Origin of the sequence: Cytobacillus citreus, from assembly GCF_018343665.1 — a bacterium.
In the GTDB taxonomy this organism is placed as follows: domain Bacteria; phylum Bacillota; class Bacilli; order Bacillales; family Cytobacillaceae; genus Cytobacillus; species Cytobacillus citreus.
In genome coordinates this window covers 974,914-997,480 of sequence record NZ_JAGYPM010000001.1, presented here as the reverse complement: position 1 = coordinate 997,480, position 22,567 = coordinate 974,914, and the positions used below count along the sequence as shown (strand labels likewise).

The window sequence follows — 22,567 nt, the reverse complement described above, 5'->3', positions numbered from 1 at the left end:
AAATGGAGGAAGATGAAATCTATGCAAAAAACTAAAAAGCTTACATTAACTGCAATCATTGCAGCGATCACCACTGTTTCTAGTAGCTTTATTTATATTCCTGTTGGTTTTGCAAAAATCTTCCCCATTCAGCATTTTGCTAATGTGTTATCTGCTGTGTTACTTGGACCGTGGTATGCAGTTATACAAGCATTTATTTCTTCAACACTAAGAAATATGCTTGGAACTGGCAGTCTGTTTGCATATCCAGGAAGTATGATGGGGGCATTTCTAGCAGCAATCCTTTATTCAAAAACAAGGAAAATTGGCTTTGCAGCAACAGGCGAAGTAATTGGTACAGGGATTTTAGGTGCACTAGCCACTTATCCTATTGCAGTTTTAATTCTAAGACAGGATGCTACATTATTTGGTTTTATTCCTGCTTTCACATTGAGTTCCTTTACTGGAGCAATCATGGGATTTGGTTTATTGAAGGTTTTAGTTAGGAATAAAGCAATTGGAGGTTTGTTACATGAAAACAGCACTTACAATCGCGGGCTCTGATTCTGGTGGAGGTGCAGGAATTCAAGCTGATCTAAAAGCATTTGCAGCTCAAGGCGTATTTGGAATGTCAGTCATTACAGCGATCACTGCTCAAAACACGAAGGAAGTTCGCTCTGTTCAGAATATTGATCTCTCTATCATTCAGGATCAAATCGAAGCAGTTTTCGATGATATTCGTGTTGATGCCGTAAAAATTGGAATGCTTTCTTCATCTGAAACAGTTGATATAGTTGCAAACTCTTTTAAAAAATATGATCCTAGCTTTATCGTACTAGACCCTGTAATGGTTTCAAAGGGCGGGCATCATTTACTGCAAGAGGAAGCAATTACCGCACTAAAAGAACAAATGATACCACTAGCGACAGTTATTACACCTAATATTCCGGAAGCCGAAGTGTTAACTGGCATTCGAATTCAATCTGATCAAGATCAGATTGATGTGTGTAGGGCTATTCAAGCACTAGGAGCAAAATCGGTCCTATTAAAAGGCGGGCATCATAGTGGAGACCCAAATGATTTATTTTTTGATGGAACAGATTTTCATTGGATTTACGGAGAACGAATTCATACAAAAAATACACATGGAACAGGATGTACACTTTCATCAGCGATTGCTGCTAATTTAGCAAAAGGAGTTTCTTTAAAAGATTCCATTGAAATTTCTAAAAGCTATATTACAACTGCAATCAAGCATAGTCTTAATCTTGGCCATGGTCACGGACCAACAAATCATTTTTATGAACTCTATGAAAAAGCAAATCTAGTAAAAGCATAATCATTCCTGGAGGATTCAACTATGCATGTATTGGTAATAAAAGATTTATTGAATAAGATCAAAATTCAAAATCCCCTTGTGCACCATATTACGAACAATGTCACAATAAATGATTGTGCAAATGTTACTTTAGCCATTGGCGGTTCACCGGTCATGGCAACAAGTATCGAAGAAGTGGCAGATATGGTTAATCTTGCTAACGCACTTGTCATTAATTTTGGAACGATTGATGATCAGACATTTGATGCTATGATTCTTGCAGGCAAGGCTGCCAATGAAAAAGGTATTCCTGTCATTTTTGATCCAGTCGGTGTCGGTGCTACACCATTTCGGACAAAAAAGGCTCAAGAACTTCTTAATAAAGTGAGTGTATCCATTGTAAGAGGAAATGCAACAGAAGTATATGCACTTATAGGTGGAGATGCACAAACAAGAGGTGTTGATGCTGGTAAAATACCTTTATCCAATGAAACACTAGCATTAAAAGCTGCTAAGGATCTTAAAGCGATTACAGTAATTAGTGGGCAATTAGATGTTATATCAAACGGTGAAGAAACTATAAGTATAGCAAATGGAGATATCTGGTTAACTCGAATTACGGGTACTGGATGTATGACGACTTCCCTCATTGGCTGTTTTGCTAGTATTACAAAAGACTTTTTTTCAGCTGCTATTGCAGGAATGTCTGTTATGAGCTTGTCTGGGGAACGTGCGAAATCAAGACTTAAGGAAAATGAAGGAATTGGAACTTACCGTGTAATGCTGATGGATGAAATCTCCCTGATTACTGCTGAGATTTGGGAGGAAGGGGTGCGTTTTGGATGAAAGCAAACTACATTTTATATTTAGTAACAGAAGAATCCGTACCAGTAGAAGAACTTCTTTTTAAAGTTGAAGAAGGAGTTAAAGGCGGAGTAACCATTGTTCAGTTGCGTGAGAAATTGAGCTCCGGCAATCTTTTTTACGAAAAAGCGAAAAGGCTGAAGGAATTACTAGCTCAGTATCAAGTCCCACTTATCATAAACGATCGAATCGATGTGGCTCTAGCAATTGATGCCGAGGGTGTTCACATCGGCCAGAATGATATTCCATTAACTGCGGTTAAAGAAATTGTTCCCGATTCTATGATTGTAGGTATATCAGTATCAACAGTTGCAGAGGCAATAGAAGCTGAAAAAAACGGTGCTGATTATCTTGGAGTAGGGTCCATGTTTCCAACTCAATCTAAAAGTGATGCTGAAGTGCTACCGAGTGGTATGCTAGATTCAATTTTAAAAACCGTATCCATTCCTATTGTTGCAATAGGAGGGATACAGTTAAATAATATAGCCGAAATTCGCGATAAAAATATCGCTGGTATTGCGGTTGTATCAGGAATTATGAAAGCAGAAGATCCATTTTTAGCAGCAAAGGCTTTTCGTAATTCTTTTCGTTAATCAAAATAAGGCAACTTAGTTAATAAATATTCTATATCAGATTTATTTAAGGTTAATCAGTATTCCACTGGTTAACCTTTTTTCATATTTTCTCATAATGATAGATTTGTGAAAAACAAGATATTACCGCAATTTTTAAAAAAGTAATATAATTATAACAAACGAGCAATTATTATGAATATGAGGAGATTAATTATGCAAAAAATTAGCAGCATCTCAATTGAGCTGAGAGACTGGATTATAAATACATTAAAAAGTGGTGTCAATCCTGAATCAATTGTCCAAGGGATGATAAAAAAGGGGTTTGATCAAGCCTTTGCCTATTCAACAATTATCAGTATACTTAATAATCAAACTGTTAATACAATCGATAAAGAACAGACCCCCTTTTTTTATGAATTACCTAAAATTGCAAAAAAGGGGAATATTATTCGCACTAGTGAACGTGATATAAAAGTTTTATTAAAAATTGATAAGCCGTATATTCTTTATCTAGATAATGTTTTGAGTTACGACGAGTGTAATCAACTCATTGAGCTATCAAAAAACCGGTTGGAACCTTCACAAATTATCGATACATATTCAGGTGAAAGAAAGCTAGCACCAGGAAGAACAAGTAAAGGGGCTTATTATAAGGTAAATGAAAACAATTTTATTTCTAAAATCGAAAATAGGATAGCAGAAATAACCAATCATCCAATCATTAATGGAGAGGGGCTTCAAGTCTTAAATTATGAGTTAGGGGAGGAGTATAAGGCCCACTTCGATTATTTTCCTTCAGGTCAAATACAATTAGAAAATGGTGGTCAGAGGATTGCGACTTTTTTAATGTATTTGAACGATGTAGAAGAAGGAGGCGAAACGATTTTTCCAAAAATCGGTTTGTCCATCGTTCCTAAAAAGGGGACAGCTCTCTATTTCCATTACGGAAACAACAAAGGGCAAGTGGATCGACTTTCACTTCATAGCAGTGTACCTGTTACAAAGGGTGAAAAATGGGTCTCCACGAAATGGATTCGAGAAGGAATGATTATACAATAAAATATGAAAATCATTCTAAGAATAATATTCTTAAACAATATAAAAATAAATTAAATAACAAAGTGATATTATCAGAACAAGAGAATATGGAGTTAAGAAGTCTATTACCGGTTTTTCCCGACGCCCCTTCTACTGAAAATGATGTGGTGTTTAGTATAAATAAAGATACCTCCGAAGATTCTATATCACCTGCTACTGTCTATGCAAATGGATATAATAATATTGCTGCAAGGGATTATGCATATAAATGGTGGGACGGAAGAAACCCTCTCTATGATTATTATGCTAATAAACAAGGTTGTAAAGTTACTGATAAGAATTGTTGGAGTAAGTGGAATGATTGTGCAAACTTTGTTTCACAAGCCTTATACGCCGGTGGGATTAAAATGAAGTATGGTCCTTCTTATACCCATTCAACATCATGGAGTTATGGCGTAGTGCCATCTTATACTTGGGGTGGTGCACACAATTTTTATCTTCACTGGAAGACACGTGCAGGAGTAGCGAGTTCAGTTTCATCATTAAAAACCGGTGATGCTGTAAATGCAGATTTCACCAAAGATGGTGATATAGATCATACGGCTATTATTACTAAGAATACTGGTTCAGCCAGTAGCCAAAAGTACTTGACGCAACATACATCCGATAAAAAAGAAACAACAACTTTAGCAAATTGGTATAACAGTGGATATACAGTATATGGTTAATGAAATGAACAAGGCGTCGAATTAATTAAGCAGTTAAGAGGAATTGTAAAAGCACAAACCAATTAGTTTGTGCTTTAATTAATAAAAATTTCAATAGTAGCTTATTAAGAAGGGAAAGATTCGGTGAAAAAAAAAATGGGTTATTATCAGTATAGCTTTTATCAGTATTGTGTTTTTTGCAATTTTCATCTTTCTAAATAAACTACACTACCCATTCCTACCTATTGAGTCTGTTACACCAAAGGAAGCAATCCAAAAATTAAATGAATCGAATCAAAAGTTAGTTTAGATTTCAAAAGACAGTGATGCAATTTGGTATATCGCCGATAATAATCAAAAAGTTAATGAAAGTATTGAAAACCTTATAAGCAGCGATGGTTGGATTTTAAAAAAGATAGAGGGTAATAGTCTTTTTTTTTGAAAAGGGAGATGAAGTTTTGATTGTAAGTACGGAAATGTGGACGACTCAATATCGTCTAGTTAAGATTCCTTCTCATTTTAAAAGTGATTAAAATTGATAAAGAATTTGTTCAATTTTCAGTGTTAAGGGTGTCTAAACATTGTTGAAAGGGCGCGTTTGTGGAGTAAATTATCAGCACCGTCTTTCTTTGGCTTTGTATTGGGGAGATGAAACAACATCATCTTCAGGTGGTATGCAAGTTATTGTTGGTGTATCTTCATTACATGCAGACTCAAACCCACATTATGGAACGGGTAAAGGTACAACCATATATCGTATTACAAGTGATCAGTTTTCCTCATTTTATGCAAAAGTAATTATTGTGCCTCCTTATCGTATCTATCAAGAAAATTTTAGCATATAAAAAGATTTCTGGAAGCCAGGACTCTACTGTTTAAAATATTTACTTTGCCCCTGATTACAGCAACGCAGGTACTGGGCCAACTTATGAAAAAAATTTTTTAGAGGATTTTTATAGTAATAGGTCGAAACATAAATATTGTAAATTGATGAATTAAAGGAGAATTGTATACGAATGGTAGAACAACGCTTGAAGGAACTTCAACTTACATTACCTGATGCAACTCCACCCTTATACCACTATGTTCCTGTGACTGTGCATAAAGGAATCACGTATATTAGCGGACAAGTCCCTAGAATAGATGGTATCGTTCCATATACAGGAAAGGTTGGCGACGAGGTAACAATTGAGCAGGCACAAGAATTAGTAAGGATTTGCGTCTTAAAAGGCTTGAGTTGCTTAAAAGAAGCGATTGGCACATTAGACAAAGTGGAACAGGTGCTAAAAATAACAGGATACGTGCAGTCTGCAGCTGGATTTACACAACAATCTATTGTAATTGATGAAGCATCCGAATTATTAACGGACATATTTGGCGAAAAGGGGCGGCATGCCCGAACTGCGATTGGAGTAGCTGAGCTTCCAAGCAATACGCCAGTTGAGATTGATTTTATTTTTGGACTGAGTGAATAAAGGAGGCAGAAAAATGATTTCATTAATAGATGTGCAAGCTGCCAGAGAGCGGATAGCAGACATTACATATGTAACACCGATATTAAAATCGAAGCAGCTTTCAGAAGTTTGTGGAAATCAGATTTTTTTAAAATCTGAGCATTTACAAAAAACAGGTTCTTTCAAAATAAGAGGAGCAGCGAATAAAGTTATTCAATCTGTTCAAGAGGGAGCAAAATACGTAACTGCCGCTTCTTCTGGTAATCACGGACAAGCAGTCGCCTATATTGCCGACAAATATAACGTTCCTGCTACGATTGTAGTTCCAGAGGATATAAGTTTTTGCAAAGAAAACGCCATTAAAGGATATAACGGGCAAATTGAAAAATGCGGAACAACATCAGCTGAGCGATTGCCGAGAGCAAAGGAGATTGCCATAAAGGAATACGGTGTGTATATTCCGCCATATGACGATCCTTTTATAATGGCAGGACAAGGCACAATTGGATTGGAAATTTTAGAACAAATCGAGGATGTAGATGCAGTTATTGTTCCAATTGGAGGAGGGGGTCTCATTTCAGGGATATTAACCGCAATTAAAGAAACCAATCCAAAAATAAAAATTATTGGTGTGGAGCCTGACACGGCCAATGATACATTTATTTCCTTCCAAAATAAAAAAATTACTTCGATTCCAGGTACAGTAACGATTGCAGATGGTTTAAGAACAATCCAGCCTGGTGACTTAACATTTCCAGTATTAATGAAATACTTGGATGATATCGTCCTTGTCAGTGAAGATGAAATCCGTAGTGCGTTCAGCTTTGTAATGGAACGTATGAAGCAATTAATAGAACCGTCCAGCGCGACAACAATTGCTGCAGCAATGTTTAATAAATTACCTTTTCAAGGAAAAAAAGTAGTTACCGTAATATCTGGTGGAAATGTAGATTTGGGGAAAATATCTAAATTTAATGTTGAAATACAAATATGATATGATGAAAATGATACGTAAGAAATAAAGGTGGCTGAAGAGATGAAATCAATTACTCCAAAGGAACTTGCAGAAAAAATAAAAAAGTATGAGGAAGTATATATTCTAGATGTGAGAGCAGAAGAAAAATACAATAACTATCATATTAATGAGGAAAATATTAAAAGTATTAATTTAGGAAAAACAGTGATTTTTGCATTAGAAGAAGGTAATAATCAACCTATTCATTCGTTACCAATAAATAAAGAAATTATAGTAACATGCACAACTGGCAACTCAGCAAAAAAATGCTCTGCCATTTTGGCCGAAAAGAACTATCATGTTACCTTATTAGAAGGCGGAATTACTGCTTGGAAAGAATTTAAAGATGGAAATTAATTATTCAAAGCGATCCTAGAAAGATCGCTTTTTTTATATCAAAACATCATTTCATAGTGGCTAAACAAGAAAAATCATTCGAGTATGAATAGTGAAATATTCGCTTGTTTTACCATCGTTTATTATATAATTTATAAACGATAGAAATGATTGATAAATATATGATATATCCATAAAACGAGAAAATATGCTTCCATGATTCATGATGATAAAAAAAACCAAATGATTCTGCTGCTTTTTCTATTGAAGACATCATTAAACTTAGGAGGATAATGAATATAATTTTTTGCCATAAATTAATTCTACTGCAAACAAAAAGAAACATAACAATAAAAAGGGGAAGAGCAATCAATGTAAATGCTATATTGATAGAGAATATTTCAGGCATTGGCCTTACAGGAAAAGAGTACAAGCCTTTTCCTACAAAGAAAAGGTCTAGATAGGTAGCTGCTAATATTGCAAGCAGGAGAATAGGAATCGTTGTTTTATTCACGATACGAAAGTACTTTTTTTGTAATGGCTGCAAATTCGAGCCTTTCGAGGGTTTTACAATATTCATTTTCAATCTCTCCATCTACTTTTTCAGTTGATTTCGTTAAATAATAGATTACTTTCCATTTATTGTACCAGTCTCCTAACTCTGCAGACTCATGTTCAGTATCTCTCCATGCAAATTCCAATCTGGGACTAAATATTCTAGAAGCACCTGGAATAAGATTACATGATCTTATTTTTGGTTTCCAAATCTTCTCAGGTACTCCTTCCTCAATTGTATTAAATAATTGTGGCCAATAATCCTTCCTTGATCCTGTATGTGGATTTTCGATCGCCCACTTTTCAACCATTTGTAGTCGGTCCTTTTCACCATAAAGAATAGCATACAGCCTTTTTCCAAATAATATCCGCTCATGTAAGTTTTCAAAATGATGAAGTGTCTGACCAATTAGTTTTAACTTCTCATTTTCATAATAAGGGAAGAGGACATGATTCATTGATAGAAAATCTTGAATCTTGAACTCCAATGTATTGAAAACATTCTTCTTAAATAATGGATTTTGTAAAACTCTTGATTCCAAATAGCTTTGTTCATTAATGACAAGTGCTATTGTAAGAAAATATGGGTCCTGTTCACTAAAAAAATGACTCCAAATGGTTTCCATAAAAGTTGATACATTTAGATGCGGCAATAAATAAAAAAGATTTTTCCCACAATTTAGGCTTTCTTCATAAAGCATAAATTGCGGGAATGCGTCTTGAAAAATCAACCAATTTCCGCGCTCCAAAAATGAAAAAAATGATATTTTTTCTTTTCTTGACAACAATCTTGAAAGCATTCCTCCTTTTAAATCAGTCATATTCCAGCCGCCATTTCGCGAAACCATATGACCTAAGAATGCCCAGTGTACCTCTGGATGGTGTAAATAGAAATCGAGATAGGCCTTTGTTCTTGTCACATTATTTATATTTAATTGACTCGTCCGATATTTGATTTGATGTACAAACCTTTCTTCTTCATGTGATAATTTAGTTTTTAAGGAAGAGGGTCTAGTCTTTCTCTTTAACTCTTTCTTGATTTTTATTAATGATTCAGAAAGTGGAGGATCTTTTTGAAGAAAGAGTTTACTAAAGATAATAATCACCTCAATTGTGAAACTTCAGTCAGCGGGAATTTTCCGATTTACACGAAATGCTATTGTTGAATAGATGACAGAACGTCACGTTTAAATATTGCCAAATCTCAAACTGATTGTTAGTTGGTCATTTCTAGCTATAAAGGCTGTTGATCCTCTACTTAGATTTTTTCTTCTCCCAACATCTTAAAGTAGTGGTTTTACAGCTCGTTAATCTGAGATAAATGAATTCTCTCCTATTTTGGTGAATATGTATTTTGTAAAAAGAATTATATTGGGAGAGGATGAGTGTGTTGAAAATAGACATTTCAGAAGGAATAGATCAGATTATTGAGAAATTAAGGAGGGACCAGACTCCCAACGGATCATGGGCATATCCCTTTGAAACAGGAATTTCAACTGACAGTTATATGATCATTTTATTAAGGGCATTAGAAATAAATGATGAAAAATTAATTTATCAACTTACGGAGCGAATTTTAAGCAGGCAAGAAAAAGACGGAGGATGGAAGCTTTATCATGATGGAGATGGAAATATTTCAATCACTTTGGAAGCGTATTATGCACTGCTTTATTCTGGTTATTATCTAAAAAGTGATGAAAGAATGAGGGCAGCTAGACAATTTATTCTTAATAAAGGCGGGATTGAAAAATCTCATATGTTTACAAAAATCATGCTTGCCATAACGGGGCAGATTAAATGGCCGTTGTTTTTTCCGATACAATTAGAATTGATTTTACTTCCAATTTCGTTTCCAATAAATTTTTATAGTTTCTCAGAGCCCGGCAGAGTAAACATGGCGCCAATTATGTTATTAGCAGATCGCAAATTTCGTCTAAAAACTAAAAATAGCCCTAATTTATCGGAACTAAAAGTAAGGGAAGATAATGAGTTTGTTCGAGAATCTGCTGAATGGAGATCGTTTTATTCTTCAATAAAAAATGGCATTGATTGTTTAATAGGACTACCCAGCCATATCCACAAGCAGGCTACAGAACAGGCTAAACATTATATGCTAGCCCGCATTGAAAAAGACGGAACCTTACATGGTTATTTTAGCTCTACATTTTTGATGATTTTCGCGCTTTTATCTCTCGGTTATTCAAAAACACATCCAATCATAATAAATGCTGTCAAAGGGCTTATGGACATGAAGTGTGAAATCAATGGATTGCCTCATATGCAATATACAACTGCTACGGTGTGGAATACATCTTTAATTAACTATGCATTACAGGAGGCAGGACTGCCTCCTTCAGATCCAATGGTGAAAAAGGCTAACCAATACTTATTAAAGCGGCAGCATTTCAAATATGGTGACTGGATCATTCATAATCCAAAAGCATTTCCTGGAGGATGGGGATTTGCAGACATCAACACTATTAACCCTGATGTGGATGATACAACAGCATCACTAAGATCAATTGCAAGAAGTGTTCAGCAAGACCCAAACTTTTTTCAATCCTGGGAAAGAGGAGTTCAATGGGTTCTTTCCATGCAAAATAACGATGGAGGCTGGCCAGCATTTGAAAAAAATACGGATAGTAATTGGATCAAACTTATTCCAATAGAAAAAGCTAACTACATTCTAAGTGATCCTTCTACGGCTGATTTAACAGGAAGAACACTTGAATTTCTTGGGAATTATACGAATCTATTAAAAGAGCACCCTTCAATCAAATCAGCTGTACATTGGTTAATGAATGATCAAAAAAATGATGGTTCATGGTATGGACGTTGGGGTAATTGTTATATTTATGGCACATGGGCTGCGGTAACCGGGCTTATTGCTACAGGTACACTTTCGACCCATCAAACCGTTTCTAAAGCTGTTAAGTGGATGAAGGAAATTCAAAACCATGATGGCGGTTGGGGAGAATCTTGCAAAAGTGATGAAAATGGAAAGTACATTCCATTAAATACAAGTACTTTAACTGATACCGCATGGGCAGTTGATACCCTCATTTCGGTATCCGATCAGCCGACAAAAGAGATAAATTCAGGGATTAAATTCATATTAAACAATATCAATATAGAGGACTGGACATCCGAATATCCAAAAGGCCAAGGAATGGCAGGAGATTTTTATATCCACTACCACAGCTATCGCTACATTTTCCCATTGTTGGCGCTTGCTCATTATAAAAATACTTATTTTTGAATATCTTTAATAGGTCTTAAAAATATTATACGTGCTCTTATACCAACACTATATACAGTTGTAACATTAGCGTATTACAAACTTGGTAGAATAGAATGGAATTGACTTATGATTAGTAGAATCCAATTAAAAAGTAAAAACATATTTTCATTTTTTAAAAATATTATGAGTAATGAAGGGGTAGTAAAGAAGGGGGGGAGGTAATGGCTAAGGTAGGAAAAGATGATTTTGTAAATGGATTTGTACCACACCATAATCATGGCTCCGTTGATTATACTTCGGTGGAAGACGGGCATGTTCATCAGTGCTTAGATGTCACTTCTCCGGCAATACAGACTCAGGATGGTAACCATATTCATTATACAGAAGGATATGTGAACTTCGAAAATGGGCATACCCATCATTATAAGGCATATTCAAGTCCAGCTATTCCAGTCGGAAATGGCATGCATGTTCATTATTACGATTTCTATACAACGGAAGACGATGGTCATCGACACCGTGTTAAAGGTGTTGATCAGCCAGCTCCAGGCAATAAATAGAAAGTCAAAAATGAAGAATGAGACGTACAAACCAATCTAGCTATTTTAGGTTGGTTATTTATTTTTCAAGAAAGCATTTACAACACTAAGTCCAATTTAGTCGTGCACTTTACATGGAGAGGCGGGCATGATAGCGTATTCTAGGTGGCTCCGATCATGGCAGAAGTATAGTCTGTCCGAAGTGGCTTTGAAAAATGGCAGAAGTGTCACTCTTGCATGGCTGTAAGCACCGAAGAATAGCTCAATTTTTCGAAATATTTCTAAATGAAGGATCAGGGAGTTTAATTATGTTTGAAATCAGTGATGAAACATTACGATTAATTAAAAGGGTCTGCAGAGGAAAAAAACATTTAAAATTAACTGTTGGCTATTTAACAGACAATAATTCTGTAATAAAAATTTATAATGAAAACGGTGAACTGGATTCATCAAAAAAATATCATTATGAAATTGGATCCTTCTAAAGAGTAGGTAGAAAAATTAAGGAATACAATAAATCCACGCGAAGCTAATACAAGAAGATTATAATACCCATTTACAAACCGATGGTCGGTATGTTATATTCGGTGTATTAGAAATAGTGATTTTACCACTCCGGAGGGTTGACTTTGAAGCAAGATGAACGAAGACTGCAAACAACAAGGCTTCTGCTTGAAACGACTAAAGAGCTGATACGGGAAAAAGAATGCGATTCGATTACGCTGAAGGACATCATGGACAGATCAGGCTTGTCAAAGGGGGCTATTTTCCACTATGTGAAGAGCAAAGACGAACTTTTTGTGTGGGTGCTGCAGGAGCGGCTGGAAGAGACGAACGAACTTTTTAAGAACGAAGTGGAGCAAGGACGCCGATCATTTGATGAGCCATATCAAAAAATATTTGAAAGTATTTCGGCTTATGCAAATGCTGACGTGACGAACAAAGTGCTGATGTATTTGCTTGGAAAGGAGGAGCAGCCGGTTATCGCGGAAGCGCTCAAGCAGTATTATGAGCGTTCTGTATTCTTATCAAGACAGTGGATCGAGAGCGGTCAAAGGCATGGAGTTATTTCGGAATCGGTCGAGGCAGGCAAAACAGCCGAAATGTTCGTTCTTCTGACAATCGGTTTGCGTGTGCGATCCACGATTCCATCTGTTCCGGCTGTTTTTAAGACCCAAGATTTCTCGTCGTTTATTATCGATATTTTAAAATCACGGTAAAGGGTGTGGAGGGGATGAACACTATGAGCTTATGGTTAGTATTGCATCTGATTGGAGTCGTATTATTCGTTGGAAATATCATTACGGCAGCCTTTTGGAAGATAAGGGCGGATTTGACGAAAAATCCGGTTGAAATTCATAGCGCAGTCAAAAACGTCCAGCTGGCCGATTATATATTTACAATCCCGGGTCTTGTCCTCATCATCGTCACGGGCAGTATAATGGCTGCACGCGCAGGAATGCCAATGTCGGGGTTTAACTGGCTTACGTTGTCGCTCATATTACTAGCTGTAACCGGGATCATTTGGGCAGTTATTCTTATTCCGCTGCAGCTTAAAATGATTCGGTACAGCGCGCAATGCATCAAAAGCGGCGCAATCTCCAAGGATTATCAGGATGCATCTCGCTCGTGGGCCGTCTTCGGCATCGCCGCTACGCTGCTGCCGCTCGTCATTTTATACCTTATGGTAACGAAAGGTTTCTAAAAGGGAGGGATCGAGATGGTACCATTTTATGTGCTTGTCGCCGCTTTTCTGCTGTTCAAGGCTATTGGCTTGATTGGAGTATCCTATTTCGAAGGCTGGCATACCTCGCTCCAAGGGGCGGTGGCCGTAATGCTGCTACTTACCGCATCCGCTCATTGGGGGACAAGGCGGCCTGATTTGATCCGTATGGTTCCGCCGGCTTTCCCTAGACCGGATTGGATCGTGACGGCTACCGGGCTGCTTGAAATTGCCGGAGCTGTCGGCATTCTGTTTCAGGACACCTCCAAGGCGGCGTCTTTAGGTTTGGCGGTGCTGCTGTTGGCAATGTTCCCCGCCAATTTGCGGGCGGCCAGAGAAAATTTAACGATTGGGGGGAGACCTGTACCTAAGCTGATTCCCCGAACTGTGCTTCAGATCGTATTTCTTACGGCCGTCCTTTTGGCAGGTTGAACCTGCTGCGTGAAAGAACCGGCTTCCTCTACAAGATTGTCTATCTCAAAGCATTGGATGACAACAAAACATGGAGCTGCCGCTCAATCAGAGGGTTCAGTGACTCAGAAACCAATGAAAAGTTGTAACAGATATAGTGCAACGATAGGTACATCAAGGAGCTGGCCGACAGTTCTTTTTTTTCGCCGTTAGACCCGTTACGGTGAGGCTCTTTGTCAAGGTGAATACGTGTTTACATATCTTTGATATAAAAACTGCATCTCTGCCGTTCTTCCGTTAAACTCTTATGGACCCTTGCTTGCTGCCGTAATGAAAGGTCTTACCGCAGCAGGTCATACGATCGACCTTATTGATTTGCATGCTGGCGGTTCTAACCCGGTCATGACAGCAGCAGATCTCGCAGCGTGGCGACAAAAAAAGGTGCTTGATCCTCTTGCTCAAGACTATCAGCGTCGGTTGATCGCCGCGGATCATATCATCTTCATATTCCCGATTTGGTGGGAGTGCATGCCAGCTATTACGAAAGGGTTTCTCGACAAAGTAATCGTAAAAGGCATCATATACGATGAACCTAAACCAGGACGTCTAATCGTCCATCATCTTCCAAAACTTAAAAGAGTCTCTCTGCTTACGGTAATGAGTACACCCGGAATATTCTACAAATTGTTTTTCGGAAAATGCCATGTGTGATGCTAGATTTGCAGATAATGTAAACTTTTCTCTGTAGTTTTTGGCATCTAAAATACATAAGGTTAGTAGGGTGGAGGAAATGTGTTACAAAAATACTGGTTTTTGGTAATGTCATGTATTAACATGGAGATAGGTTATTCAGCAATCGAACCATTATATGTAGTATGATTTTTGACTGTATTCAACGTAAACAAAGATAGGACTTAACTTGGAGGGGTGGGAATGATAGGCTTGTATGTCAGATGAAACAACGGCTTCAGCCTTTTAAGACCAATCATGCCCACAGAGGCTCCAAGTCAAGTCCTTAAACGCTTTTCTATGGTTACATATAATCAATGATAAAGGGTGCACTATATCAATGATTTGAAACGGATACTATATATAACTGCCCGTTTGTTGAATAAATAAAATATCGAAATGTATTTGGAGGAATGGATTGTATGAGGGAAAAAACAGAGTTAGAAAAGGCTGTTGATTTTTTTGTTCGAGGCGAGTTTTACTGTAGTCGCCAACCTTCAAGCCAATTACATGATTACGAATCTATCAAACATCTTGCTTTTGGTACAAATGTTGATGGCAGAACTGACGAGTTTTTCGTTTATAATTCAAATCCTGTTCACGTTATTGAAACCATAAATAAACAAGACACCAAAAAAGACTATTGGCTTACTGTGTTTTCTGATGAAAAACCGTATAGTTATGATGCGGAGGGATATACCATCAAAAGTACAGAGTTTCTTATGATTTTAAATCTAGATAACTGGTCTTTTGAAACAGAAGACAAGATCATCAAGCGTGTCAAAACCGTGGAAGAAGCCCGACGTATCAATCATTTTTTCAATAAGGCTGCTATCGATCTTAAAAAATTAGATGATCCAAATCTGCATTATTATGTTGGTGAGGAAAACGGACATCCTGCATCCCATGGAAGCTATGCACTATTAGATAAAACCGTATTTTTGGATAATATATTTACTTCAGTAATTCATAGGGGTAAAGGAATGGCCAAAGCACTTTGCCGAAAAATGCTTATTGATGCCAAGCAGGAAGGCGCTGACAAGAGTGTACTTGTTTCTAGTCAGACGGGGCATCCTTTATATTTAAAATTAGGTTATCGAGATGTATCAAAAATGTGGGTGTTCGAAAGAAAATCTTAAACAATCGGGCGCATTTCCAGAGGATGGATCTGCGCTTTTTCTTTAGGTTCAGGGCCAGATTGTTAAATAACAGATAATAAACAAAAAGCAGATACTTATGACATTATATATACTAAAGGGTAAATCCATACTAGTGAAAAGTAGGTGAAGAAATGCCTAAAGTCAAAATAAATAATGTTGAATTGTATTATGAAGTAAAAGGTTCTGGTGATGCAATTGTTTTTACACATGGTGCTTCATGGGATCATCGACAATAGAAACCACAGATTGATGAATTATCTAAACGATACAAAACCATTACCTGGGATGTACGTGGACATGGTCAATCTTCATTACCAAAAGGTAAAGTGGACTCTGAGGATTTCAGCAAAGATTTAATTGGATTATTAGCACATTTAAATGTAAAACAAGCCAATCTTTGTGGCTTATCAATGGGAGGGCATATCTCTCTTCAAACTGCAATTAGGCACCCGATATTCGTAAAATCACTCATATTGATTGGTACACCATTTACGAATACATACAATTGGTTTGAGAAAGTATTTGTTCCTATAAATCGATGGTCAAGCATTTTTATACCTATGAGGGTGATGGCAACAATTCAGGCAAGAACGCTCTCTAAGTTCAATAGCAATAACAAACAATACATCAAAGAATCGGTTACCTCGATACCTTTAAACCGCTGGATACGTATATGGCATTCGGTTTCTAAAATGGAAAGCGGGAATGATTTACATAAAGTAAATTGCCCCACCTTAATACTTCAGGGTGACCATGACACTATGACAGAAAGACAACAACGAGAAATGGCTAAACGTATTCCTCAATCTAAATTCGTTTATATAAAGAACGCCCATCATGCTACAAACCTTGATAACCCAGTCCAAGTCAACAATGAGATTATTAACCACTTATCAGAAATAGAAGCATAACTCCAATAATGCTGCTTACAATCTTCCGCTATCGCGTGCTGTCCTGAGGCTCATTTTTCATATAGGGTCCAGATTGGTGAAGTAGGATTATTAAATTAAAAGAAGGTTAATGAGATGATGAACTAAACTAATAACATTCTCAAATCAAAGCTAATCAGTCATATTAAGTATAATCTTATATGAGAGATCTATAAAAAAGAAAGGGGAATAGATATAAAATGGATCAATTGGTAATATTCCAAAGTGTTCCAGTAGCTCATCTTCATTCCAATTTCGTTACATAGATACAATACCCCTAATCATAGAATAACTATTATTTAGAGTGTAATCTATTTATTAGAGGATGAAAACTATACTTTGCGGTCAAGAGCAGTAACCCAATCATTAAGCCTATTACAGGATTTCATGAGCAATTTACTCATACTTCTAATAAACGAAAACCAGATTAAGAAGAAACATAAAAAGAAATGATTAAAACAAATAACACTTGCAAGATTCAGAAGATTAAGATAAGATTAAAATAATTCCATCACCCTATCTGCCTAATCAGCAGAAGGATAGAGAAGAAACTACTTTAATTCCTTTCATTTGACTGATAAGATTCCACGTCCATCCTTTGCCGGATGGTTACAATGGATCATTTAGCCAGTCCTTACCACAATCATGTGATAGGGCTGGCTTTTGTATTTTTAGGAACTTATTTGCGAGGAGGTGTAGGACATGAAGGCTGCTCTAGATGGTATTAAAGTAGTAGATTTAACAAGGGTTCTTGCTGGCCCATACTGTACAATGATTTTGGCAGATCTTGGAGCAGACGTGATTAAAGTGGAAGCTCCTGGAGGTAGTGATGAAACAAGGAGCTGGGGACCACCATTTCAAAATGGAGTAAGTGCTTATTATTTATGTGCCAATCGAAATAAACGAAGCATAACTGTAAATTTAAAAACAGAAGAAGGCAGAGAAATTATACGAAAGTTAACAAAAGAAGCAGATGTTCTTATTCACAACTTTAAAACAGGCTCGATGGAAAAATGGATGCTTGATTACGACTCAATGAAGTCAATAAATCCAAAATTAGTGTATTGTTCCATCACAGGTTTTGGAGAAACAGGACCAGATCGTCACTTGCCAGGATATGATTATATCATCCAGGGATTGAGCGGACTTATGAGTATCACAGGTTACGAAGAAAGCGAGCCCCTTAAAATTGGTGTAGCAATGGTAGATATACTTACTGGGTTATATTCAGCCATTGCTATTGAAGCTGCTTTATTTGAAAGAGAGAAATCGGGTCAAGGTCAAAAAATTGATATGTCCCTATTGGATACTGCTGTTAGCTCTCTTGCAAATGTAGCAAGTAATTATCTCATTTCCGGAAATGTACCAAAAAGACTTGGAAATGATCACCCAAATATTGTTCCATATTCGACATTTAAGACAATGGACGGTGAAATGATTATTGCTGTTGGGAATAACCGCCAGTTTTCCACTTTGTGTGAAATTATAGGAATTCCTGAAGTGGCTTATCTAGAAAAATATAAAACAAATGATGCGAGAGTAAAAAACAGTAAAGGACTTACTAGAATTATTGAAAATCAACTGCAATTAAAACCGGCTGATCATTGGATAACCCTTTTTACCCAAAATCAAATTCCTTGTGGTCCCATCCAAACAATGGATCAAGTTTTTACCCATCCTCAAATTATAGCCCGTGAGATGGTTGTTAATTTTATTCATCCTGAAGCAGGAAAAGTAAAACTAGTTGGTTCTCCAATAAAACTATCTAGAACAAAAGTGAAAATGGAACGGCATCCGCCCTTGGCTGGAGAACACACAATAGAGGTACTTCAGCAAGCTGGATTTTCAAAAGATGAAATTGTGAAACTAATAGAGGAAAAGATTGTTTAAGAGTTAATAGTATTAAATCTTAATTATACCTTTGAAGGAGGATCTATATGAATTTTGATTTTACAGAAGAACAAGAAATGTTAAGAAAAATGGTAAGGAGTTTTGTAGACAAGGAAATTATCCCTTATATGCAAGAGTGGGATGAGAATGGCCAGTTTGATCCAAAAATAATTGAACGTTTAGGTAAATTAAATCTTATGGGAGTTTGTATTCCAGAGAAATATGGCGGCAGTGGCATGGATTATAATTCTTTAGCAATAGTATGCGAAGAGCTTGAAAGAGGTGATACCGCATTTCGTACGGCTGTTTCCGTACATACAGGATTAAATAGTTTAACCATATTGCAATGGGGAACTGAAGAACAAAAATTGAAATATCTCGTACCTCAAGCAAAAGGTGAAAAAATTGGTGCATTTGGTTTAACAGAGCCTGGTGCAGGATCGGACGTGGCTGCCCTTTCTACTACAGCTGTAAAAGACGGAGACGATTACATTATTAATGGTTCTAAAACATGGATTTCCTTATGTGACATTGCAGATCATTTTCTCGTATTTGCGTATACCGATAAAACAAAGAAACATCATGGCATTTCTGCCTTTATTGTAGAGCGAACAACACCAGGTTTTTCATCTCGTGCAATTAAAGGAAAGCTCGGAATTCGCTCAGGAAACACAGGTGAATTGTTTTTTGACCAAGTAAGAGTTCCAAAAGAGAATTTACTTGGAAAAGAAGGTGAAGGTTTTAAAATCGCCATGTCAGCACTTGATAACGGACGCTTCACCGTTGCTGCAGGAGCAGTTGGATTGATCATGGCAAGTATAGAAGAAAGTGTCAAGTATTGCCATGAAAGAAAAACATTTGGTAAAGATATTGGGAAGCACCAGCTTGTACAACAAATGATTGCGAATATGGAAGCAGGCCTCCAAATGAGTCGTTTATTAGTGTACAGGGCTGGAGAACTGAAAAACCAAGGAAAACGCAATACAAGAGAAACATCTTTAGCAAAATGGCAGGCATGTGATTTTGCTAATAAAGCCGCTGATGACGCAGTACAGATTCATGGAGCATATGGATACTCGAGTGAGTACCCAGTAGAACGCTTCCTAAGAAATTCTAAAGCTCCTGTTATTTACGAGGGAACTCGCGAAATCCACACGATCATGCAGGCTGAATATGTACTAGGTTTCAGAAATGATAAACCGTTGAATCAACCATTGCCTGCTTGGCCGTTTGAACAAAATAAAGATATGGTAAATAGCTAAATATTATTAAATTACTTCCATCCGAGACTTACGTAAATTTCCCTCACTTCGTTTAAAGAAAAAGTGAGGGAATAACTAAAGTTAAGTTAATTAAGGCTTAATGTAGGAGGGAATGGATGTCACAGAAAGGTGAGTTCTCAAGAGTATTGTCACGTGCCGATGTTATTGTCTTAGCCTTTGGAGCAATGATTGGGTGGGGGTGGGTCGTACTTTCCGGAGATTGGATATTGAAAGCAGGCTCTGCTGGCTCGATTATTGCATTTATTATCGGAGGCATCATGGTTACATTTGTAGGATTAGTCTACTCAGAATTAACAACCGCTTTGCCAAAAACTGGTGGAGCACATCATTTTGCTCGAGAAGCTCTCGGGTCAAAAGCAGCCTTTATTGTATCTTGGTCCATCTTGCTTGGATACATTTCGGTAGTTGCTTTCGAAGCTGTAGCTTTGCCAACCGTCATTGAATATATTTTTCCAAATTATCAGGTTGGATATATGTGGACGATTGCTGGCTGGGATGTTTATTTTTCTTGGGTTGCAGTTGGTATGCTTGGCTCAATTATTGTTACTTGGATTAATTGGATTGGTGTGAAACAAGCAGCTTTTCTTCAGCTCATATTGACTCTTCTTTTAGCTCTAGTTGGTCTAAGTTTAATTTTTGGATCTGCTTTTGGCGGAGAAATAAGTAATCTATCCCCACTTTTCACTGGCGGAATGGCTGGCATCATGGCAGTGATGATAATGACACCGTTTATGTTTGTGGGCTTTGATGTCATTCCTCAAATGGCGGAAGAAATGAACATTCCTAAAAAAACAGTAGGAAGTGTTCTACTTTTATCGGTGTTATTAGCTATATTTTGGTATATTTTTATCATATTAGGTGTGTCGCTTTCATTAAATGACGGCCAGCTTCAAGTTTCTAGTTTGCCAACTGCCGATGCAATGGGAGCGGTGTTCGGCTCTGCAGTTTTCTCTAAAATATTAATACTTGGAGGAATCGCGGGAATATTAACAAGCTGGAATGCTTTTATCATTGGTGGGAGCCGTGTTATGTACGCGATGGCTCAGGACGGGATGTTGCCAAAATGGTTTGGTCACCTGCATCCAAAATATAAAACGCCGAGTAATGCTATCTTTATCATCGGTTTACTTGCAACTTTAAGTCCTCTTCTCGGTCGTCCCGCCTTAGTATGGCTCGTGGACGCAGGTGGTCTTTCAATTGTAATCGCTTACTTTATTGTTTCTGTTTCATTTGTTGTTCTTCGGAAAACGCAACCAGAATTAGAACGTCCATTTCGAGCTGGGAAGAGCAATTTGGTGGGTGTTATAGCTACGATCTTGAGTGTAGGCTTCATAATTTTGTATATGCCAGGCATGCCTGCATCACTCATATGGCCTTATGAATGGATTATTTTTGGTGTTTGGTGGATTTTTGGGCTAGTCTTCTTCATTCGGATAACAAATTTAAAAGACATAAAAACAAATCCCATTACAGAACAAACTTTTAAGGAGTGATGAAAAGTGGTTAAAACCGAAATAATGGAAACATTAATTGACTTAGATAAGAAACATTTTATCCATCCAACTTCTTCTTTGAAACAGCAGCAAGAAATAGGTGCACCTTTTATTTTCACAGAAGGAAAAGGGGTCTATTTAACTGATTTAAGCGGGAAAAAAGTTTTGGAAGGCATGGCTTCGTTATGGAATGTAAATGTAGGTTACGGTCGGAAGGAACTGGCCGAAGCTGCACGAGAGCAAATGGAAAAGCTAGCCTTCACAAACTCCTTTTCTTCAATGGGCAACGAGCCAGCGATACGCCTTGCTGCAAAACTATCAGAGCTTACTCCAGGTGATTTAAATGCTGTTTTCTTTACATCAAGCGGGTCTGAATCTAACGATACCGCCTACAAACTTGCACGATATTATTGGAAGATCAAAGGTTCTCCAGAAAAAACAAAAATTATTTCAAGGAAGAAAGGCTACCATGGAGTAAATATTGGGGCGACAAGCGCGACAGGTATTACTCCTTTTCAAGAAATGACGTCTTCATTGGCTCCAGATTTTCTTCATGTAGATACGTTTTCAACTGACTCTCTTCGCAAATGTATTGAAATTGAGGGTCCAGACAAGATTGCGGCATTTATTGCTGAGCCTGTACAAGGTGCAGGTGGGGTAAATATAGCTCCTGATGGATATTTTCAAGAAATCAGGAAAATTTGTGACGAAAACAATATTTTATTTATTGCAGATGAAGTCATTACTGGTTTTGGAAGAACCGGTAAAATGTTTGCTTGTGAACATTATGGCATTGTTCCTGATATCATGCTCCTTGCAAAAGGAATAACAAGCGGGTACATTCCACTAGGCGCTGTAGTTGTTACTGACCGAATCCACAAAGAATTAATTGAATATTCAGAAGGCGTTCTCCTTCATGGATATACATATAGCGGTCATGCAACTGCCTGTGCTGTGGCTTTAAAAAATATTGAAATTATCGAGAAAGAGAACTTAATAGAGAATTCACGTTTAATGGGTCAAGAATTATTAGATGGATTCTATAAACTACAAAAAGAAATTGATATTGTGGGTGAGGTTCGGACTCTGGGCTTAATTGGGGCAGTTGAAATCATAAACCCAGTGACAAATACTCGATTCCCTACCCATATTGCTCCCAAAGTAAGTGCTGAAGCAGCAAAAAGAGGGTTAATTATTAGAACTGTTGTTTTTGAAGGTATGGATACAATCGTCTTTTCTCCACCGCTTGTTATTAATAAAAAGGAGATTGAGGAGCTCCTATCTATATTGCGTGAAGCACTAATAGCCGTACAAAACAGTTTATAAGG

The 22,567-nt window shown here is 37.1% G+C and carries 24 protein-coding genes and 1 pseudogene; 23 read left to right on the top strand and 2 right to left on the bottom strand.

Annotation, left to right across the window (positions count from 1 at the left end; genetic code table 11):
* The first annotated feature begins 21 nt into the window (after positions 1–21).
* From thiW to KHA94_RS04890, 10 genes and pseudogenes are all read left to right on the top strand, one after another.
* Positions 22–543: an energy coupling factor transporter S component ThiW gene (gene thiW / locus KHA94_RS04935; RefSeq protein ID WP_213100980.1), complete on the top strand. Its 522-nt coding sequence runs from the start codon at positions 22–24 to the stop codon at positions 541–543.
* Positions 512–1,318, top strand: a complete 807-nt coding sequence (thiD, locus tag KHA94_RS04930) for a bifunctional hydroxymethylpyrimidine kinase/phosphomethylpyrimidine kinase (RefSeq protein WP_213100979.1) — start codon at positions 512–514, stop codon at positions 1,316–1,318. The genes thiW and thiD overlap by 32 nt, the downstream gene beginning before the upstream one ends.
* Before the next feature lie 21 nt (positions 1,319–1,339).
* Complete coding sequence (thiM, locus tag KHA94_RS04925) at positions 1,340–2,143, top strand: hydroxyethylthiazole kinase (protein WP_213100978.1); 804 nt, start codon at positions 1,340–1,342, stop codon at positions 2,141–2,143.
* A complete protein-coding gene (thiE, locus tag KHA94_RS04920; protein WP_213100977.1) occupies positions 2,140–2,754 on the top strand; it encodes a thiamine phosphate synthase in 615 nt (204 codons plus the stop codon). Before thiM ends, thiE begins: the two co-directional genes overlap by 4 nt.
* 339 nt (positions 2,755–3,093) lie before the next feature.
* Positions 3,094–3,795 (top strand): 2OG-Fe(II) oxygenase, encoded by a 702-nt coding sequence (locus KHA94_RS04915; RefSeq protein WP_420828144.1) that lies wholly within the window; start codon positions 3,094–3,096, stop codon positions 3,793–3,795.
* Entirely contained in the window at positions 3,765–4,502 is a 738-nt protein-coding gene (locus KHA94_RS04910; protein ID WP_213100975.1) for an amidase domain-containing protein, read from the top strand. The genes KHA94_RS04915 and KHA94_RS04910 overlap by 31 nt, the downstream gene beginning before the upstream one ends.
* Positions 4,503–5,086: 584 nt before the next feature.
* Positions 5,087–5,281, top strand: a pseudogene (locus tag KHA94_RS04905) (Tn3 family transposase); the annotation flags it as partial.
* A 216-nt stretch (positions 5,282–5,497) separates the two neighbouring features.
* Positions 5,498–5,956, top strand: a complete 459-nt coding sequence (locus KHA94_RS04900; RefSeq protein ID WP_213100974.1) for a RidA family protein — start codon at positions 5,498–5,500, stop codon at positions 5,954–5,956.
* 13 nt (positions 5,957–5,969) lie between these two features.
* Positions 5,970–6,929 carry a threonine ammonia-lyase gene (locus KHA94_RS04895; protein WP_213100973.1) on the top strand — a complete coding sequence of 320 codons (960 nt, stop codon included), beginning with the start codon at positions 5,970–5,972 and terminating at the stop codon, positions 6,927–6,929.
* Positions 6,930–6,971: 42 nt separating this feature from the next.
* On the top strand, positions 6,972–7,307 hold the full coding sequence (locus KHA94_RS04890) for a rhodanese-like domain-containing protein (protein ID WP_213100972.1): 336 nt from the start codon (positions 6,972–6,974) through the stop codon (positions 7,305–7,307).
* A 109-nt stretch (positions 7,308–7,416) separates the two neighbouring features.
* Here the strand turns inward: KHA94_RS04890 and KHA94_RS04885 are convergent, their stop codons facing one another.
* Together KHA94_RS04885 and KHA94_RS04880 are read right to left on the bottom strand one after the other, a co-directional pair.
* Positions 7,417–7,866, bottom strand: coding sequence for a CBO0543 family protein (locus KHA94_RS04885; RefSeq protein ID WP_249365304.1), 450 nt, complete (start codon positions 7,864–7,866; stop codon positions 7,417–7,419).
* On the bottom strand, positions 7,793–8,938 hold the full coding sequence (locus tag KHA94_RS04880) for a DUF2515 domain-containing protein (RefSeq protein WP_420828143.1): 1,146 nt from the start codon (positions 8,936–8,938) through the stop codon (positions 7,793–7,795). The genes KHA94_RS04885 and KHA94_RS04880 overlap by 74 nt, the downstream gene beginning before the upstream one ends.
* 290 nt (positions 8,939–9,228) lie before the next feature.
* Here KHA94_RS04880 and shc point away from each other — a divergent pair, with 290 nt between their 5' ends.
* From shc to KHA94_RS04815, 13 genes are all read left to right on the top strand, one after another.
* On the top strand, positions 9,229–11,100 hold the full coding sequence (gene shc, locus KHA94_RS04875) for a squalene--hopene cyclase (protein WP_338030692.1): 1,872 nt from the start codon (positions 9,229–9,231) through the stop codon (positions 11,098–11,100).
* A gap of 203 nt (positions 11,101–11,303) precedes the next feature.
* A complete protein-coding gene (locus tag KHA94_RS04870) occupies positions 11,304–11,642 on the top strand; it encodes a YmaF family protein (protein WP_213100970.1) in 339 nt (112 codons plus the stop codon).
* A 287-nt stretch (positions 11,643–11,929) separates the two neighbouring features.
* Positions 11,930–12,106: a hypothetical protein gene (locus KHA94_RS04865; protein ID WP_249365303.1), complete on the top strand. Its 177-nt coding sequence runs from the start codon at positions 11,930–11,932 to the stop codon at positions 12,104–12,106.
* Positions 12,107–12,250: 144 nt separating this feature from the next.
* On the top strand, positions 12,251–12,841 hold the full coding sequence (locus KHA94_RS04860; RefSeq protein ID WP_213100969.1) for a TetR/AcrR family transcriptional regulator: 591 nt from the start codon (positions 12,251–12,253) through the stop codon (positions 12,839–12,841).
* Positions 12,842–12,864: 23 nt separating this feature from the next.
* Positions 12,865–13,326, top strand: a complete 462-nt coding sequence (locus KHA94_RS04855; RefSeq protein WP_213100968.1) for a DUF2269 family protein — start codon at positions 12,865–12,867, stop codon at positions 13,324–13,326.
* A 15-nt stretch (positions 13,327–13,341) separates the two neighbouring features.
* Positions 13,342–13,776 (top strand): DoxX family protein, encoded by a 435-nt coding sequence (locus tag KHA94_RS04850; protein WP_213100967.1) that lies wholly within the window; start codon positions 13,342–13,344, stop codon positions 13,774–13,776.
* 258 nt (positions 13,777–14,034) lie between these two features.
* A complete protein-coding gene (locus KHA94_RS04845) occupies positions 14,035–14,466 on the top strand; it encodes an NAD(P)H-dependent oxidoreductase (protein WP_338030704.1) in 432 nt (143 codons plus the stop codon).
* Positions 14,467–14,906: 440 nt separating this feature from the next.
* Complete coding sequence (locus tag KHA94_RS04840; protein ID WP_213100965.1) at positions 14,907–15,623, top strand: GNAT family N-acetyltransferase; 717 nt, start codon at positions 14,907–14,909, stop codon at positions 15,621–15,623.
* Between the two features lie 266 nt (positions 15,624–15,889).
* Positions 15,890–16,555 (top strand): alpha/beta fold hydrolase, encoded by a 666-nt coding sequence (locus KHA94_RS04835; protein WP_338030703.1) that lies wholly within the window; start codon positions 15,890–15,892, stop codon positions 16,553–16,555.
* 720 nt (positions 16,556–17,275) lie between these two features.
* Positions 17,276–18,463 carry a CaiB/BaiF CoA transferase family protein gene (locus tag KHA94_RS04830; protein ID WP_213100964.1) on the top strand — a complete coding sequence of 396 codons (1,188 nt, stop codon included), beginning with the start codon at positions 17,276–17,278 and terminating at the stop codon, positions 18,461–18,463.
* A 47-nt stretch (positions 18,464–18,510) separates the two neighbouring features.
* Positions 18,511–19,725, top strand: a complete 1,215-nt coding sequence (locus KHA94_RS04825; protein ID WP_213100963.1) for an acyl-CoA dehydrogenase family protein — start codon at positions 18,511–18,513, stop codon at positions 19,723–19,725.
* A gap of 116 nt (positions 19,726–19,841) precedes the next feature.
* A complete protein-coding gene (locus KHA94_RS04820) occupies positions 19,842–21,239 on the top strand; it encodes an APC family permease (protein ID WP_213100962.1) in 1,398 nt (465 codons plus the stop codon).
* Positions 21,240–21,263: 24 nt separating this feature from the next.
* Entirely contained in the window at positions 21,264–22,565 is a 1,302-nt protein-coding gene (locus KHA94_RS04815; protein WP_213101300.1) for an aminotransferase family protein, read from the top strand.
* The last annotated feature ends 2 nt before the right edge of the window (positions 22,566–22,567 follow it).